Origin of the sequence: Pantoea brenneri (assembly GCF_038594305.1) — a bacterium.
In the GTDB taxonomy this organism is placed as follows: domain Bacteria; phylum Pseudomonadota; class Gammaproteobacteria; order Enterobacterales; family Enterobacteriaceae; genus Pantoea; species Pantoea brenneri.
In genome coordinates this window covers 1,742,757-1,757,710 of the sequence record NZ_JBCGBG010000001.1, presented here as the reverse complement: position 1 = coordinate 1,757,710, position 14,954 = coordinate 1,742,757, and the positions used below count along the sequence as shown (strand labels likewise).

The window sequence follows — 14,954 nt, the reverse complement described above, 5'->3', positions numbered from 1 at the left end:
AGACGCCATGAGCCAGATTTTCCAACGCAGCAAAGCGCCGGCCCGGCTGGTCGGCACGCCGCTGCAACGCTGGGCCACGCGAATTAAAATGCAGCACGGCCGCAAACTGGTGATCGCTTTACCCTATGTCTGGCTGGTGCTGTTCTTCCTGCTGCCGTTCCTGACGGTGCTTAAGATCAGCTTCGCTGACATTGCGCGCGCCATTCCACCCTATACCGAACTGGTCAGCTGGGCGGACGATCAGTTCAGTATTGTGCTGAACTTTGCCAATTACCTGACGCTGACCGACGATCCTCTCTACGTCGACGCCTATCTGCAGTCGCTGAAAGTGGCGGCCATCTCGACGGTGATTTGCCTGCTGGTGGGCTATCCGCTGGCCTGGGCGGTGGCGCACAGCAAGCCGTCGATGCGCACTATCCTGCTGCTGCTGGTGATCCTGCCGTCGTGGACCTCCTTTCTGGTGCGGGTCTACGCCTGGATGGGGCTGCTGAACAATAACGGTATCCTCAACCGTTTTCTGCTGTGGCTGGGCGTGATTGATCATCCGCTGGTGATCCTTTACACCAATACCGCGGTCTATATCGGCATCGTTTACTGCTATCTGCCGTTTATGGTGCTGCCGATCTACACCGCGCTGACGCGTATCGACTACTCGCTGGTTGAAGCGTCGCTGGATCTGGGCGCGCGTCCGCTGAAAACCTTTTTCAGCGTGATCGTTCCGCTTACCAAAGGCGGGATAATCGCCGGTTCGATGCTGGTGTTTATTCCGGCAGTCGGTGAGTACGTGATCCCGGAACTGCTCGGGGGTCCGGACAGCATTATGATTGGCCGTATTCTGTGGCAGGAGTTCTTTAATAACCGTGACTGGCCGGTCGCGTCGGCGCTGGCGGTCATTATCCTGCTGATCCTGATTCTGCCGATCATCTGGTTCCATAAGCATCAAAACCGTGAGATGGGGGAGAAGGCATGAACAATTTGCCGACCATTCGCTCGCCCTGGCGTACCGGGATTCTGGTCTGCTGTTTCCTGTTCCTCTATGCGCCGATGCTGCTGCTGGTGGTTTACTCCTTCAACAGCTCACAGCTGGTGACGGTATGGGACAGCTTCTCCTTCCACTGGTACCGGGTGCTGTTTCAGGATAGCGCGATGATTGACGCGGTGATGCTGAGTCTGAGTATCGCCGCGCTCTCCGCCACCATGGCGGTGGTGCTGGGAACCCTGGCGGCGGTGATTATCGTGCGCTTCGGCCGTTTCCGTGGCCATAACGGCTTTGCGTTTATGCTGACCGCACCGCTGGTGATGCCCGACGTGATCACCGGGCTGTCGCTGCTGCTGCTGTTTGTGGCGATGGGCAACGCCTTTGGCTGGCCGAGCGAGCGCGGCATGCTGACCATCTGGCTGGCGCACGTTACGTTCTGTACCGCCTATGTCGCCGTGGTGATCAACTCGCGCCTGCGCGAACTGGACCGCTCGATTGAAGAGGCCGCGATGGATCTGGGCGCAACGCCGCTCAAAGTGTTCTTCGTGATTACCGTGCCGATGATTGCTCCGGCTATCGTCACCGGCTGGCTGCTGGCGTTTACGCTGTCTCTCGACGATCTGGTGATTTCCAGCTTTGTAACCGGCCCTGGCGCGACCACCTTGCCGATGGCGATTTTTGCCACCGTGCGGCGTGGCGTCAATCCGGAAATCAACGCGCTCGCCTCACTGATCCTGTTCGTGGTCGGTTTAGTCGGTTTTATCGCCTGGCGGGTGATGGCACATGAAGAAAAACAACGTTTAAGCGATATTCAGAAAGCTAAACGTGGCTGAAATCCGTAACATTTGCCACTATAACAACGGGCTGGTTTTACCGGCCCGTTTTTTGATCAGGTGGAGTCACGGACTATGTCAGAAATCCTTAAAAGCAGCCGCACGTTGACCGAGGCACCGGTTCCGGTCACCGTGGCGGGCATTGCCATTATCGCGACGCGCTGCCTGAGCGTGCTGATGCTGGCAAATGAGCTTGGCTACAGCGAGCTCGCCAACTTTGTCCACCGCAGCGCCCAGGCCTGGGACTCAACCTTTATCTTTGTCGCCAGCCAGCTGATCTTCCTGTTCGAACTGCGCTGCGCCTTTACCCTGATGCGCGGCAGCAACCGGGGACGCTGGGGCTATGTCGCCACCCAGGTGATTGTGCTGGGTTATATGCTGATGGCCTCCATGGGCTGGATCTATCCGGAGATATTCAGCATTGATGGCGCGAATAATGTCCAGATCGTCCATCACACCCTGCTGCAAAAGCTGCCGGATCTGCTGGTGCTGCTGCTGCTGTTTCTGCCGCTCAGCAGTCGCGCATTTTTCAGCAAGCGATGATACAATCGCGCTCCGCCCGACCTCTCCACCGTGAATACAGGCTTTCCCATGCATTGCGCGCTCTATGACGCTAACCGTTGCCGCTCCTGCCAGTGGCTGGAAAAACCCTATACCCAACAGCTGACTGACAAACAGTCATGGCTGGAACAGCTGCTGGCCGATCGGCCGGTGGCGCAGTGGTTGCCACCGATCACCTCGCCGCAGCAGGCGTTTCGTAATAAAGCCAAGATGGTGGTCAGCGGTAGCGTGGAGCGTCCGGTGTTCGGCATGGTTCAGCGCAATGGCGAGGCGGTTGATCTGTGCGACTGCCCGCTCTATCCAGCCAGTTTTCAGCCGGTGTTTGCTGCGCTGCGGCCGTTTATCGCCCGCGCCGGGCTGACGCCGTACAACGTGGCACGCAAACGGGGCGAGCTGAAGTATCTGTTGCTGACCGGCAGTAGTCAGGGCGGCATGATGCTGCGCTTTGTGTTGCGTTCGACCACCAAGCTGGCGCAACTGCGCGCGGCACTGCCGGAGCTGCAACAGCAGTTGCCGCAATTGACGGTGATCTCCGCCAATATTCAGCCGGTACATATGGCGATTCTGGAAGGGGAGCAGGAGATTGCGCTGACGCCAGCACAGTCGCTGGCCGAAAATTTTAACGGCGTGCCGCTGTGGATTCGTCCGCAAAGTTTCTTCCAGACCAATCCACAGGTTGCCAGCACGCTTTACGCCACCGCCCGGCAATGGGTGCAGCAGCTGCCGGTCACCAGCATGTGGGATCTGTTCTGCGGCGTAGGGGGATTTGGCCTGCACTGCGCCACGCCAGAGATGACGCTGACCGGCATTGAAATCAGCGCCGAGGCGATTAAATGCGCCCAGCGTTCAGCGCAGATGATGGGACTGGAAAAAGTGCAGTTTGCTGCGCTGGACTCGACCGAATTTGCCACTGGCCGGGACGCGGTGCCACAGCTGGTGCTGGTTAACCCACCGCGACGCGGCATTGGCGCTGAACTGTGTGATTTTCTTAGTCAGATGGCACCCGATTATCTGCTCTATTCCAGCTGTAACCCACAGACGCTGGCAGAAGACGTAGCCCGGCTGAATGATTATCAGATTAGCAAGGTGCAGCTGTTTGATATGTTCCCGCACACCGCCCATTTTGAAGTGCTGGCGTTGTTAACCCGCCAGCCGCGCTAAGCGTAAGACGGGCTCAGACACTGAGCCCGCATCTGCATTTATTCAGGGAACCACTGCTGGTTAATCTGCTGCCAGCGGCCATTGGCTTTCAGTTCGGCGAGGGCATGATTAAAGCGATCGCGTAATTCGGTGTTGCCTTTGCGCACTGCAATGCCGAGGCCGGTGCCGAAGTAGTCTGCATCGGTAACGTGCTCGCCGACGGTTGCCAGATCGCTGTTGGTCTTCAGCCACTGATTCACCACGGCGCTGTCACCAAACACCCCATCCAGACGCCCATTCTTCATATCCAGAATCGCATTCTGATAGCTGTCATACGCCACCACCGTCACCTCAGGATGTTTTTCCTGCAGGTATTTCTGATGGGTGGTGCCGTTCTCGACACCAAGACGCTTGCCCTTCAGGGCGGCAAAATCACTGAACTGGCCTTTGCGGGCGATCACGATTGCGGAGTTGGCGTAGTAGGGCTGGGTAAAATCGACCTGCTTGCTGCGTTCGGCGGTGATGTCCATACCGGAAATAACCGCGTCATAGCGGCGGAACTTCAGCGAAGGGATCAGGCTGTCGAACGCATTGTTGGTGAAGGTGCAGTCGGCCTTCATCTGCTGGCAAAGCGCCTTCGCCAGATCGATGTCGAAACCGACCAGCTGATTTTCACGATTCAGCGATTCAAACGGCGGATAAGTCGCCGAGGCGGCGAAGCGAATTTTATCAGCGGCCTGGGCGCTGAGGGCCAGCGAAGCCAGCGTGGCGGCAACAATCCATTTTTTCATTATACGACTCCTGTAATCACAACCTGTTCACTACTCTGAGAGCTGCTTACCCTGCCAGATAATGAATTTTTATGCAATCGTTGTGATTGTCCAGGCGTATCAGGCGAGCGGGCTCGCCTGACCATCAGTTACGGTGTTCAAAGGCCAGTGCGCGTTTCTCGATCAGCCGCATCATCAGCGTCAGCACCCCGTTAACACACAGATAAACCAGCCCGGCGGCGGCATACACCGTGACATCATAGGTGCGACCGTAGAGCAGCTGACCGTGGCCCATCACTTCCATCAGGGTAATGGTATAGGCCAGCGAAGTGCCTTTAAACACCAGCACCACCTCATTGGAGTAAGAGGAGAGGGCGCGCTTAAATGCATAAGGCAGCAGAATACGCAGCGTATCTTTGCGGTTCATGCCGAGTGCAGCGCAGGATTGCCACTGACCGGACGGAATAGCCCGCACCGCGCCGTAAAAAAGTTGGGTCGTGTAAGCCGCGCTATTGAGCGACAGCGCCAGCATGGCGCACAGCCACGGTTGCGACAGCAGGTGCCATAGCCAGGGGATTTGCTGGATCGACGGAAACTGTCCCGGACCGTAATAGATCAGGAAGATCTGCACCAGCAGCGGCGTGCCGGTAAACAATGTGATAAAGCCTTTTACCAGCGGATTAAGCACCGGCGTTTTCAGCGACAGCACCACGGTGAACAGCAGCGCCAGCAGCAGCGCCAGCACCAGCGAGGCCGCGGTCAGCGTCAGGCTGGTGTGTAATCCTTTCAGTAATTCGGGCAGATACGCCAGCATCAGCTGTTCCCCCGTTCAAATCGGGTGGTGCGCAGCTCAATGCGGCGCAATACCGCCTGGCTGAACAAGGTGATCACTAAATAGATAGCCGCAGCCACCAGGAACCAGGTAAACGGCTCCTGAGTTCGTGTGGCGATACTTTTGGTTTGCAGCATCAGGTCGTTGACGCTGATCAGCGACACCAGTGCGGTATCTTTTAGCAGTACCAGCCACTGATTGCCGAGTCCTGGCAGGGCATGCCGCCACATCTGCGGCATAATCAGACGCAGAAATATCGCCGATTTTTTCATTCCCAGCGCCTGACCCGATTCCCACTGGCCGATCGGCACTGCTTTCAGCGCCCCGCGCAGGGTTTGTGAGGCGTAGGCGGCATACAGCATCGCCAGCGCAATCACGCCGCACAGGAACGGACTGACGTCGAAGTTTTCAATTTCTACCTGAATGGGTAACTGAAACAGGCCGAAATTGAGGGTGAAACCGTCGGAGAGGGTCAGCAGCAGCTGAGAGGCGCCAAAGTAGATAAACAGCACCACCAGAATTTCCGGCAGACCGCGGATCAGGGTGACCAGACCGGTGCCGATCCACGCCAGCGGTTTCCAGCGTAGTGACTCCCAGCCAGCGAAAATCATCGCCAGCACCAGGCCGGCGATAAGCGCACAAACGGCAAGGCCGACGGTCATGCCGGCGGCGCTTGCGAGTGGGATCATTTCATTCATCAGAAATTACTGCGGGAACCATTTGCTGTAGATCGTTTTGTAGGTGCCGTCGGCTTTGATTTTATCCAGCGCACCGTTGAATTTGGTTTGCAGATCGGTATTGCCGGTACGCACTGCAATGCCGAGGCCGGTACCAAAGTAGGCTTTATCGGTGACTTTCTCGCCCACTGGCGCCAGCGTCGCGTTCTGCTTCAGCCACTCATTAACCACCGCCGTATCGCCGAATACCGCATCAATACGGCCATTTTTCAGATCCAGCACCGCATTCTGATAGCTGTCGTACGGCACGGTAGTGATTTCACTGTGCTTTTCGGTCAGGTATTTCTGGTGAGTGGTGCCGTTTTGTACGCCGACGCGCTTGCCTTTCAGCGCCTCAATGCTGGCCACTTTCCCTTTCTGCGCCACGAACAGCGCCGAGTTGTCGTAGTAAGGCTTGCTGAACAGCACCTGTTTTTCACGCTCAGGGGTGATATCCATGCCGGCCATCACCGCATCAAAGCGACGGAATTTCAGGCTGGGGATCAGGCTATCGAACGCCTGGTTGGTGAAAGTACAGGTCGCATCAATCTCTTTACACAATGCATTCGCCAGATCGACATCGAAGCCCTGAATCTTGTTGTCTGAATCGACGAACTCAAACGGAGGGTAAGAGGCTTCGGTGGCGAAACGAATGGTCTGCGCCGCGGTGGCGCTCAGGCTAAAACCAGCAAGCAGTGCAGCAAGTACGACTTTTTTCATTGTTAGCATCCTGACTTAGTGCGAAAGATAGTGAGCAAACGCCTCGGTTTGCGGCTGTGTAAAGCGGCTGGCATCACCCTGTTCCACAATGTGACCATTTTCCATGTAGACCACGCGGCTGGCGGTTTTACGCGCCACTTCCACTTCATGGGTAACGATCACCTGCGTAATCCGGGTCTGGGCCAGTTCGCGAATAATGGTGACAATCTGAGCGGTAATTTCCGGGTCGAGCGCAGCGGTCGGCTCATCAAACAGCAGCACCTGCGGCTCCATCATCAGGGCGCGGGCAATCGCCACCCGCTGCTGCTGACCGCCGGAGAGATGCAGCGGAAAACGGTCGCTGTAGGGCGTCAGACGCAGACGATCGAGCAGCTTGTCTGCCCGGGCACGCGCGTCACTCTTGCTCAGACCCAGCACCCGGCAGGGCGCTTCCATCAGGTTCTGCAGCACGGTCAGATGCGGCCAGAGATTATATTGCTGGAACACCATTCCGACGTTCTGGCGCAGTTCACGGATCGCGGCCTCAGCCGGCTTCTGGCTGAAATCGAAATGATTACCGGCGATCTGCAACTGACCTGAACGGGGTTGCTCCAGCAAATTCAGCACCCGCAGCAACGAACTCTTACCGGCACCGCTGGGACCCAGCAATACCAGTGTCTCGCCTTGCGGACACTCAAGATTAATGTCGAACAGCGCCTGATGAGCACCGTAGAAGCAGTTTATTGCGTTTAGTTGAATACTCATGCGCCAGATTTGAATAGCTATTAGTGTCGCGGATTTTAACGTCACCAGAATAGTTATGCAATTGAGGTGGGTTAAAATTTATGAAACAGCCGGGAAAACCGCTAAAGCTTAGCACAATATCATGTGCTGTCCGGCGGGATGACCCGACGAATGCCGGGCTAGCGGAAACAAAAAAAGCGCGGGTATCAGTACCTCGCGCTTTTTATCACTCGCCGAACGGGTGATTATTTTTTCGATTTTTCAAGCATCTGACTCAGGCTGCCACCCTCGGCATGTGCCGGGTTCGCCATATAGCGAACATCATCGACTACCCAGCAACTGCCCTGGTGGATCATCAGCACTTCATCCTGCCACTGCTTGCCGTCGCGGCTCAGTTCAACCCGCAGCGGAATATTGCGCGCATCACGGTTAGGAATGGTAGAAGCGTCGGCTACGCTGGCAGCGGTCGGACCCTGTGACAGGCTGGAGAAGAGATCGCCGTTGCGCCACTGTGCGCCGGCGTTACTGCCGCTGGCGGCCTGCAGTGAGTGATAGAGTGCATCGCTCAGGTAAGGGCGATATTTTGCCAGCGTGTTGCTGTCCGGCAGACCCTGGGTCGGCTGCTGAACGCGCAGATCATAGAACTGTTGGGCAACCTGGTCAGGGCCGCCTTCGATGCACGGCGCGCTACGCGGGCCATTATCCTTAATCACGGGCTCAACGGTGGTACAGGCGCTGAGCAGCAGGGCCGCGGGGATCATTAGCGCAAACGCGTTGTTTCTCATCTCGATTTCCTTATTGTTCTCTGGCAAGGTGCCCTTTTTAGCATAGAGTATAGCCGTGCTTTTTAGTCGAAAGAGCCTTAGTCCGGTTTTCAACAAGGAGAAGACGATGAAATTTTCAACTACCCCCACGCTGGAAGGCCACAGCATCACGGATTATTGCGGTGTGGTAACCGGCGAAGCGATTCTCGGTGCCAATATCTTCCGCGATTTTTTTGCTGGCATTCGCGATATCGTCGGCGGCCGATCCGGCGCCTATGAAAAAGAGCTGCGCAAAGCGCGTGAGATCGCCTTCAAAGAGCTGGAAGAGCAGGCCAAAGCGCTGGGTGCTAACGCGGTTGTCGGAATTGATATCGATTACGAAACGGTCGGCAAAGAGAGCAGTATGCTGATGGTCAGCGTCAGCGGGACGGCGGTAATCGTTCGTTGAAACGCCTGCTGTTGCTGCTCGCAGCGCTGATGCTGGTGGGCTGTCAGTCCGGGGTGGAATCCCGTCCCGGCTACTGGGCCGACCTGCGGCATCCCGCCCAGGGTGCGCGACCACGGGTTAAAGTGATTGTGATTCACTATACCGCCGAAGATTTTTCCTCTTCGCTGGCAACCCTGACCGATCAACAGGTCAGCGCCCATTATCTGATCCCGCGGCAGCCGCCACAGCGCGCCGGTAAGGGCGTCATCTGGCAACTGGTGCCGGAGCAGCAGCTCGCCTGGCAAGCCGGACCGAGCTTCTGGCGTGGAGCCAGCCGGATTAACGACACCTCAATTGGCATCGAACTGGTGAATCGCGGTTATCGCCGTACTCTGACCGGTCGCGAGTGGCAGCCGTTTACCACGGCGCAAATCACTGCGCTGGAGGCGCTGCTGCGTGATATCAGCCAGCGCTACGCGATTGCGCCGGAAAACATTGTTGGTCACAGCGATATTGCCCCGCAGCGTAAACAGGACCCCGGACCGCTGTTTCCTTGGCAGCAACTGGCGCAGCGGGGATTGGGTGCCTGGCCTGATGCCCGGCGGGTGGCGTTTTACTTAGCCGGTGAGGATCCGCACGTGGCGGTACCGGCTGAAGTAATCGTCGATCGCTTACAGCGTTACGGCTATCCGGTGAATAGGGCGATGAGCGCGCGCGAGCAGCAGACGGTGATCGCAGCGTTTCAGATGCATTTCCGGCCGGCAGACTATCGCGGCAACGCAGATGCCGAAACTGCCGCGATAGCGGCCGCGCTGCTGGAAAAGTATGGCGCGGCGCAGTAAGCGGGAAAAAATTACTGCTGCAGAAAGGCTTTCCAGTGGGCCACCACCTGCTCAAGCGCGGCGCGATCGGCATCCAGATGGGTCACCAGTCGGGTGCGGGGACCGGCGCTGATCAGCACGTCGCGCGCTTTCATCCACGCCGCTAGCGGTTCAACCTGGTTGGCCGGTAGCTGGACAAACAGCATATTGGTTTGCTGATCAATCACTTCCACGCCAAGCTCATGCAGTTGCTGTCCCAGCCAGGCGGCATTATCGTGATCCTGCTGCAGGCGTGTCACGTTATGCTGCAGGGCATAAAGCCCGGCCGCTGCCAGAATTCCGGCCTGACGCATACCGCCGCCGGTCATTTTACGCCAGCGGCGCGCCCGCTCAATCAGCGTCGCATCACCACACAGCAGGGAACCGACCGGCGTACCCAGACCTTTTGACAGGCAGATGGTCAGGCTGTCGCAGTAGCGGGCGATCGCCGCCAGCGTAGTCTGCTGGGCGACGACCGCATTGAAGATGCGTGCGCCATCAATATGCAGTGCCAGCTGCCGCTCTCGGGTAAAAGCCCAGGCCTGTTCCAGATAACTTATCGGCAATACTTTGCCGTGATGGGTGTTCTCCAGGCTCAGCAGGCGGGTGCGGGCGAAGTGAATATCATCAGGCTTGATGGCGGCGGCCACGTCGCTGAGCGGCAGCGTACCATCGTCAGCGGCCAGAATCGGCTGCGGCTGGATACTGCCCAGCACCGCCGCGCCGCCCGCTTCATATTTGTAGTTATGCGCCTGCTGACCGACGATATACTCATCACCGCGCTCACAGTGGCTCAGCAACGCCACCAGGTTGGCCTGGGTACCGGTCGGGAAGAACAGCGCAGCCGCTTTACCGCTCAGGCGCGCCGCTTCTGCCTCAAGGGCGTTAACGGTAGGATCATCACGGTAGACATCATCACCGGTTTCGGCGGACATCATGGCGCTTAACATGGCGGCACTGGGCCGGGTCACGGTATCACTGCGTAAATCGATCACCTGAAGCTCCTGAACGTGGCGGAAAAAAAAGGCGGGCATCGCGCCCGCCTGGGTGAAGCTGTTGTTTTACCGCAGCCAGTTGGTTTTCGCCAGTTCTACCACTTCGTCGCCGCGTCCATTCAGAATGGCGCGCAGCATGTACAGGCTGAAGCCTTTGGCCTGCTCCATTTTAATTTGCGGCGGCATCGCCAGTTCTTCTTTGGCAGTGATGACATCGACCAGAACCGGACCGTCATGGGCGAACGCCTGCTCCAGCGCGCCGTTCAGCTCTGATGCTTTTTCTACCCGGATGCCTTTAATACCGCACGCTTCGGCGATGGCCGCAAAGTCGGGGTTGTCCAGCTCGGTGCCGTCGGTGAGGTAGCCGCCAGCTTTCATCTCCATCGCCACGAAACCCAGCACGCTGTTGTTGAAGATCACCAGCTTGACCGGCATTTTCAGCTGCGCCAGCGAGATAAAATCGCCCATCAGCATGCTGAATCCACCATCCCCACACAGTGCCACCACCTGGCGATTGCGGTCAATTGACTGGGCACCCAGCGCCTGCGGCATCGCGTTGGCCATTGAGCCGTGGTTAAACGAGCCGAGCAGCCGGCGCTTGCCGTTCATCTTCAGATAACGCGCCGCCCAGACCGTCGGCGTACCGACGTCGCAGGTGAAGATGGCGTCTTCACTGGCGTAGTGACTGATCTGCTGCGCCAGATATTGCGGATGAATCGGCTGTTTATCGTTGGGCTGGGCCAGCTCGTCAAGACTTTTACGCGCATCGACATAGTGTTCCAGCGCGCTGTCGAGATGACTGCGGTCGATTTTGCTGGTCAGCTGCGGCAGCAGTGCCTGCAGTGTGGTTTTCACGTCGCCGACATAAGCTTCATCAACGTGACAGTGCGAACCGAGGCTGCCGGGATTGATATCGATCTGAATAATGCGGGCCTTTTCCGGATAGAAGGCGCGGTAGGGAAACTGGGTGCCAAGTAGCACCAGCGTTTCGGCATTCATCATGGCGTGGAAGCCGGAAGAGAAGCCGATCAGCCCGGTCATGCCGACATCATAAGGATTGTCATATTCGATGTGCTCTTTACCGCGCAGCGCATGGACAATCGGCGCTTTCAGCGTCTCCGCCAGCCTGACCACTTCCTGATGCGCACCGGCGCAGCCGCTGCCGCACAGCAGGGTAATATTGCTGGCCTGATTCAGGGTCTCAGCCAGTTGGGCCAGTTCAGCGGCCTGTGGCAGAACCTGCGGCAGCTGCGGCGGATACCACGCAGCGTTAGCGTTTTCGGGGGCTAGCTTAAGTGCAACATCGCCCGGCAGGACGACCACCGAAACGCCGCGATTGAGGATCGCTTTGCGCATGGCGATACCCAGCACCTGCGGCAGCTGCTCAGGATTGGATACCAGTTCGCAGTAGTGGCTGCATTCGCGGAACAGCTCCTGCGGATGGGTTTCCTGAAAATAGCCGCTGCCGATCTCGCTCGACGGAATATGCGCCGCAATCGCCAGCACCGGCACGCGGTTGCGATGACAGTCGAACAATCCGTTGATCAGGTGTAAATTGCCTGGCCCACAGGAGCCGGCGCAGACCGCCAGCTCACCGCTGATATGCGCTTCCGCGCCTGCAGCAAACGCCGCCACTTCTTCGTGGCGCGTCGGCATCCATTCAATGGTGCCCATGCGGTTCAGACTGTCACTCAGGCCATTTAATGAGTCCCCGGTAACGCCCCAGATGCGTTTGACGCCGGCGTTTTCAAGCGTTTTAGCGACCAGCGCCGCCACGGTTTGTTTCATCTTATTCTCCTTTGTGGGTGCGCCAGACCGATGGCGCGACCAAAACCGCAAAAAAGAAGCGTAGACGACGTAACAGAAAAGCAGCCGTGAAAAAATGCGCTGGAGGCTGCCCGCGCCGGTCAGGCCGAGAACAGGGCGATCAGAATCGGAGCCAGCAGGCTCATGACAAAGCCGTGCACAATGGCGGCGGGCACGATCTCATTGCCACCGGCCCGCTGCAGCACCGGCAGGGTAAAGTCCATTGAGGTGGCACCACATAAGCCTAAGGCGCTGCAGCGATGGCGGGCGATGAGCGCCGGGATCAGCATAATCGCCACCAGCTCGCGCAGCAGATCGTTGAAGAAAGCGGCGCTGCCGAGCACCGGGCCAAACGCTTCGGTGAGCAGAATACCTGAGAGCGAGTACCAGCCGAATCCGCTCGCTAACGCCAGACCGGTTTTTAGCGGCAGGCCCAGCGCCAGCGCTGCGATCATTCCGCCGACCAGCGCGCTGACCAGTACCACGCTGGCCACCAACATTCCCCGTCGGTTGAGAATGATCTGACGCAGCGTCATCCCGCTGCCACGAAGCTGAATGCCAACCAGAAACAGCAGGAAAATCAGCGCATATTCACTGGCGGTAGCGGCATAATGCAGTAACGGCCATTGGGTCAGGCCGAGCACAAACCCGATCACCACTACGCCGCACAGCTTGAGTGAATCCAGCGCCATGTGCAGCCGTGAAGGTAATTTTTCCTGTTTATGGCTGTGCTGCCAGGGCACGCGCTTCTCCAGCCAGCGCAGCGCCAGCAGGTTACATAACAGGATGCACAGCGCGGTCACCAGCGCGGTGTGAAACACGGTAACCAGATTGCTGCTGAGGTTATCAAGAAACGCCAGGCTGATGCCCATGAAGAACAGGATCACGTAGACCATCCAGCCCAGCAGGCGATTGACCTGACGCAGCACGGTGGTTTGACGGAACGGTAACAGCCAGCCCGTAATCAGCGGCAGCAGGATAATCAGAAGTCCGGAGTACATAAAAAATAAGGCCATCCATGCAGTAAGTGGCGACACGCTAACGAAAAAGCGCGGTAGAGTAAACCCTCGGCCGCGCGTGACCTGACCAGTCGGTGTCCGGCAACCCTGCTTCGTTTAGCAAGAGGATGGAACCCTATGATTCTGGAACATATCGACATTCGCGGTTTTCGCGGCATCAACCAGCTTTCCCTGCCTTTAACCCAGACCAACCTGCTGATTGGTGAGAATGCCTGGGGTAAATCCAGCCTGCTTGATGCGCTGAGTTTACTGCTGTCACCGCATCACGATGAGTATGTTTTTACCCCGGCTGACTTTCATTTTACGCCGGGCGATGTCACGGATTCGATGCGTCGTCTCTCGGTGGTGTTTCACTTTCGCGATGATGGCAGCGCTGATGATGCGCTGCTGGCACCGTTCTGGCAGCGTGACGCACAGGGCGCGCGCTGGCTCTATTACAGCGTGCGTGCCACCTGGCGTCAGCAGGGGGTCAGTGCCAGTCGGCGCTTTGTCGACCGCCAGCTTCAGCCGCTGACACAGGAGAACTGCGCGGCGGCCATTGCACGCCTGCTGCAACGGCATCCGGTATTGCGACTGCGCGATGCGCGTTTCAGTAAACGATCCCGGCATGAGCTGCCGCCGGACGATCCGATCCTGCATCCTCAGCTGATGGCTGGAATGGAAGATCTGGCACGCGATCTTGAACGGCACCCGCAGCAACTGAGTGATGAAGTCTTGCGGCAGGGATTGAAAACCCTGCAGCAACTGATGGAGCATTACTTTCTGGTACAGCAGCCAGCCGCCGCGGTTGCCCGGCGGGTCGATCCGCAACAGCGTCATGGCGATCGGGGATGGCAGGCGCTGGATCAGCTTAATCAGTTGATCGCTGGCAATGATTCGCGCAGCCGGCAACTGATTCTGCTGCAGATGTTTACGCTGCTGATTCAGGCGCGGGGCGATCTGCCGCTGGCGCCTGACGCCCGTCCATTGTTACTGATTGAAGATCCGGAAACCCGCCTGCATCCAATCATGCTGTCGGTGGCGTGGAATATGCTGTCGCTGCTGCCGCTGCAAAAAATTGCCACCACCAACTCGGCGGAGCTGTTGTCGCAGGTGCCGGTTGAGAATGTCTGCCGACTGGTGCGTGAACCGTCACGGGTCGCGGCGTGGCGCATCGGCCCGGAAGGCCTGAGCGCGGAAGAGAGTCGCCGCATTGGCTTTCATATTCGCGTCAACCGACCGGTGGCGCTGTTTGCCCGTTGCTGGCTATTAGTTGAGGGTGAAACCGAAGTCTGGATCATCAATGAGCTGGCGCAGCAGTGCGGCTACAGTTTTGCCGCCGAAGGGGTAAAAGTGATTGAGTTTGCCCAGTCCGGCCTCAAACCACTGCTGAAATTTGCCCGCCGGATGGGCATCGCCTGGCATGTTCTGACGGACGGAGATGAGGCGGGCAACAAATATGCCACCGCCGCCCGCAGCCAGCTGCAGCCGCACGATAGCGAGCAGCAGCATCTGACACAACTGCCGGCGCTGGATATCGAAAACTTCCTCTTCCAGCAGGGCTTTCGCGATGTTTATCTGCAGATGGCGCACCTGCCGTTAAACGTGAGGATGAGTGCCAGGCGTATTATTACCAGGGCGATTCACCAGAGCTCGAAGCCTGAGCTGGCGATCGCAGTGGCTACCTCAGCGGCGGAACGCGGTCAGGATGCCATTCCGCTGTTAATGCGCGAGATGTTCGCCCGGGTCATCGGGCTGGCGCAGGGTAAGGCGGATTAAACGCGGGCCACAAGAAAAATGCCAGCGTCGGTGGCTGGCATTTTTAGGGGA

General features: G+C 57.9%; 16 protein-coding genes. 7 read left to right on the top strand and 9 right to left on the bottom strand.

Translation table 11 applies throughout. The features are described 5' to 3' along the window. The first annotated feature begins 7 nt into the window (after positions 1-7). The 4 genes from potH (at position 8) to rlmC (ending at position 3,534) form a co-directional block, all read left to right on the top strand. Positions 8-970 (top strand): putrescine ABC transporter permease PotH, encoded by a 963-nt coding sequence (gene potH / locus AABB92_RS08215; protein ID WP_031377000.1) that lies wholly within the window; start codon positions 8-10, stop codon positions 968-970. Continuing rightward, positions 967-1,812: a putrescine ABC transporter permease PotI gene (potI, locus tag AABB92_RS08210; RefSeq protein WP_031376999.1), complete on the top strand. Its 846-nt coding sequence runs from the start codon at positions 967-969 to the stop codon at positions 1,810-1,812. Before potH ends, potI begins: the two co-directional genes overlap by 4 nt. Positions 1,813-1,887: 75 nt before the next feature. Beyond that, positions 1,888-2,355, top strand: coding sequence for a YbjO family protein (locus tag AABB92_RS08205; RefSeq protein WP_031376998.1), 468 nt, complete (start codon positions 1,888-1,890; stop codon positions 2,353-2,355). A 48-nt stretch (positions 2,356-2,403) separates the two neighbouring features. Beyond that, positions 2,404-3,534: a 23S rRNA (uracil(747)-C(5))-methyltransferase RlmC gene (rlmC, locus tag AABB92_RS08200; protein ID WP_031376997.1), complete on the top strand. Its 1,131-nt coding sequence runs from the start codon at positions 2,404-2,406 to the stop codon at positions 3,532-3,534. A 38-nt stretch (positions 3,535-3,572) separates the two neighbouring features. Here the strand turns inward: rlmC and AABB92_RS08195 are convergent, their stop codons facing one another. The 6 genes from AABB92_RS08195 to AABB92_RS08170 form a co-directional block, all read right to left on the bottom strand. Next, positions 3,573-4,304: an arginine ABC transporter substrate-binding protein gene (locus tag AABB92_RS08195; RefSeq protein WP_031376996.1), complete on the bottom strand. Its 732-nt coding sequence runs from the start codon at positions 4,302-4,304 to the stop codon at positions 3,573-3,575. A gap of 124 nt (positions 4,305-4,428) precedes the next feature. After that, entirely contained in the window at positions 4,429-5,097 is a 669-nt protein-coding gene (gene artM, locus AABB92_RS08190) for an arginine ABC transporter permease ArtM (protein WP_031376995.1), read from the bottom strand. Next, positions 5,097-5,813 carry an arginine ABC transporter permease ArtQ gene (artQ, locus tag AABB92_RS08185; RefSeq protein WP_046288421.1) on the bottom strand — a complete coding sequence of 239 codons (717 nt, stop codon included), beginning with the start codon at positions 5,811-5,813 and terminating at the stop codon, positions 5,097-5,099. The genes artM and artQ overlap by 1 nt, the downstream gene beginning before the upstream one ends. A gap of 6 nt (positions 5,814-5,819) precedes the next feature. After that, a complete protein-coding gene (gene artJ, locus AABB92_RS08180; protein WP_031376994.1) occupies positions 5,820-6,551 on the bottom strand; it encodes an arginine ABC transporter substrate-binding protein in 732 nt (243 codons plus the stop codon). 15 nt (positions 6,552-6,566) lie between these two features. After that, positions 6,567-7,295, bottom strand: coding sequence for an arginine ABC transporter ATP-binding protein ArtP (gene artP / locus AABB92_RS08175; RefSeq protein ID WP_069728086.1), 729 nt, complete (start codon positions 7,293-7,295; stop codon positions 6,567-6,569). Positions 7,296-7,519: 224 nt separating this feature from the next. Beyond that, positions 7,520-8,059 carry a lipoprotein gene (locus AABB92_RS08170; RefSeq protein WP_031376992.1) on the bottom strand — a complete coding sequence of 180 codons (540 nt, stop codon included), beginning with the start codon at positions 8,057-8,059 and terminating at the stop codon, positions 7,520-7,522. 106 nt (positions 8,060-8,165) lie between these two features. Between AABB92_RS08170 and AABB92_RS08165 the strand changes: the two genes are divergently transcribed. After that, a complete protein-coding gene (locus AABB92_RS08165; protein ID WP_031376991.1) occupies positions 8,166-8,486 on the top strand; it encodes a heavy metal-binding domain-containing protein in 321 nt (106 codons plus the stop codon). Next, positions 8,483-9,307 carry an N-acetylmuramoyl-L-alanine amidase gene (locus tag AABB92_RS08160; protein WP_031376990.1) on the top strand — a complete coding sequence of 275 codons (825 nt, stop codon included), beginning with the start codon at positions 8,483-8,485 and terminating at the stop codon, positions 9,305-9,307. Before AABB92_RS08165 ends, AABB92_RS08160 begins: the two co-directional genes overlap by 4 nt. 11 nt (positions 9,308-9,318) lie before the next feature. Here AABB92_RS08160 and ltaE read toward each other — a convergent pair whose 3' ends face one another. From ltaE to AABB92_RS08145, 3 genes are all read right to left on the bottom strand, one after another. Further along, complete coding sequence (gene ltaE / locus AABB92_RS08155; protein ID WP_031376989.1) at positions 9,319-10,320, bottom strand: low-specificity L-threonine aldolase; 1,002 nt, start codon at positions 10,318-10,320, stop codon at positions 9,319-9,321. Between the two features lie 66 nt (positions 10,321-10,386). Further along, positions 10,387-12,108, bottom strand: coding sequence for a ubiquinone-dependent pyruvate dehydrogenase (gene poxB, locus AABB92_RS08150; RefSeq protein WP_031376988.1), 1,722 nt, complete (start codon positions 12,106-12,108; stop codon positions 10,387-10,389). Positions 12,109-12,227: 119 nt separating this feature from the next. Continuing rightward, the gene (locus tag AABB92_RS08145) at positions 12,228-13,127 is read right to left on the bottom strand and encodes a LysO family transporter (RefSeq protein WP_031376987.1); all 900 of its coding nucleotides are present in this window, start codon (positions 13,125-13,127) and stop codon (positions 12,228-12,230) included. A 135-nt stretch (positions 13,128-13,262) separates the two neighbouring features. Between AABB92_RS08145 and AABB92_RS08140 the strand changes: the two genes are divergently transcribed. Beyond that, positions 13,263-14,903 carry an ATP-dependent nuclease gene (locus AABB92_RS08140; RefSeq protein ID WP_031376986.1) on the top strand — a complete coding sequence of 547 codons (1,641 nt, stop codon included), beginning with the start codon at positions 13,263-13,265 and terminating at the stop codon, positions 14,901-14,903. Positions 14,904-14,954: the final 51 nt, after the last annotated feature.

Bases quoted from the DNA above. Each gene is read 5' to 3' on its own strand.
- artM (WP_031376995.1), bottom strand. From the start codon at position 5,097: ATGCTGGCGTATCTGCCCGAATTACTGAAAGGATTACACACCAGCCTG.
- AABB92_RS08205 (WP_031376998.1), top strand. From the start codon at position 1,888: ATGTCAGAAATCCTTAAAAGCAGCCGCACGTTGACCGAGGCACCGGTT.
- poxB (WP_031376988.1), bottom strand. From the start codon at position 12,108: ATGAAACAAACCGTGGCGGCGCTGGTCGCTAAAACGCTTGAAAACGCC.
- AABB92_RS08170 (WP_031376992.1), bottom strand. From the start codon at position 8,059: ATGAGAAACAACGCGTTTGCGCTAATGATCCCCGCGGCCCTGCTGCTC.
- artJ (WP_031376994.1), bottom strand. From the start codon at position 6,551: ATGAAAAAAGTCGTACTTGCTGCACTGCTTGCTGGTTTTAGCCTGAGC.
- AABB92_RS08140 (WP_031376986.1), top strand. From the start codon at position 13,263: ATGATTCTGGAACATATCGACATTCGCGGTTTTCGCGGCATCAACCAG.
- artQ (WP_046288421.1), bottom strand. From the start codon at position 5,813: ATGAATGAAATGATCCCACTCGCAAGCGCCGCCGGCATGACCGTCGGC.
- potI (WP_031376999.1), top strand. From the start codon at position 967: ATGAACAATTTGCCGACCATTCGCTCGCCCTGGCGTACCGGGATTCTG.
- AABB92_RS08145 (WP_031376987.1), bottom strand. From the start codon at position 13,127: ATGTACTCCGGACTTCTGATTATCCTGCTGCCGCTGATTACGGGCTGG.
- artP (WP_069728086.1), bottom strand. From the start codon at position 7,295: ATGAGTATTCAACTAAACGCAATAAACTGCTTCTACGGTGCTCATCAG.
- AABB92_RS08165 (WP_031376991.1), top strand. From the start codon at position 8,166: ATGAAATTTTCAACTACCCCCACGCTGGAAGGCCACAGCATCACGGAT.
- potH (WP_031377000.1), top strand. From the start codon at position 8: ATGAGCCAGATTTTCCAACGCAGCAAAGCGCCGGCCCGGCTGGTCGGC.
- AABB92_RS08195 (WP_031376996.1), bottom strand. From the start codon at position 4,304: ATGAAAAAATGGATTGTTGCCGCCACGCTGGCTTCGCTGGCCCTCAGC.
- rlmC (WP_031376997.1), top strand. From the start codon at position 2,404: ATGCATTGCGCGCTCTATGACGCTAACCGTTGCCGCTCCTGCCAGTGG.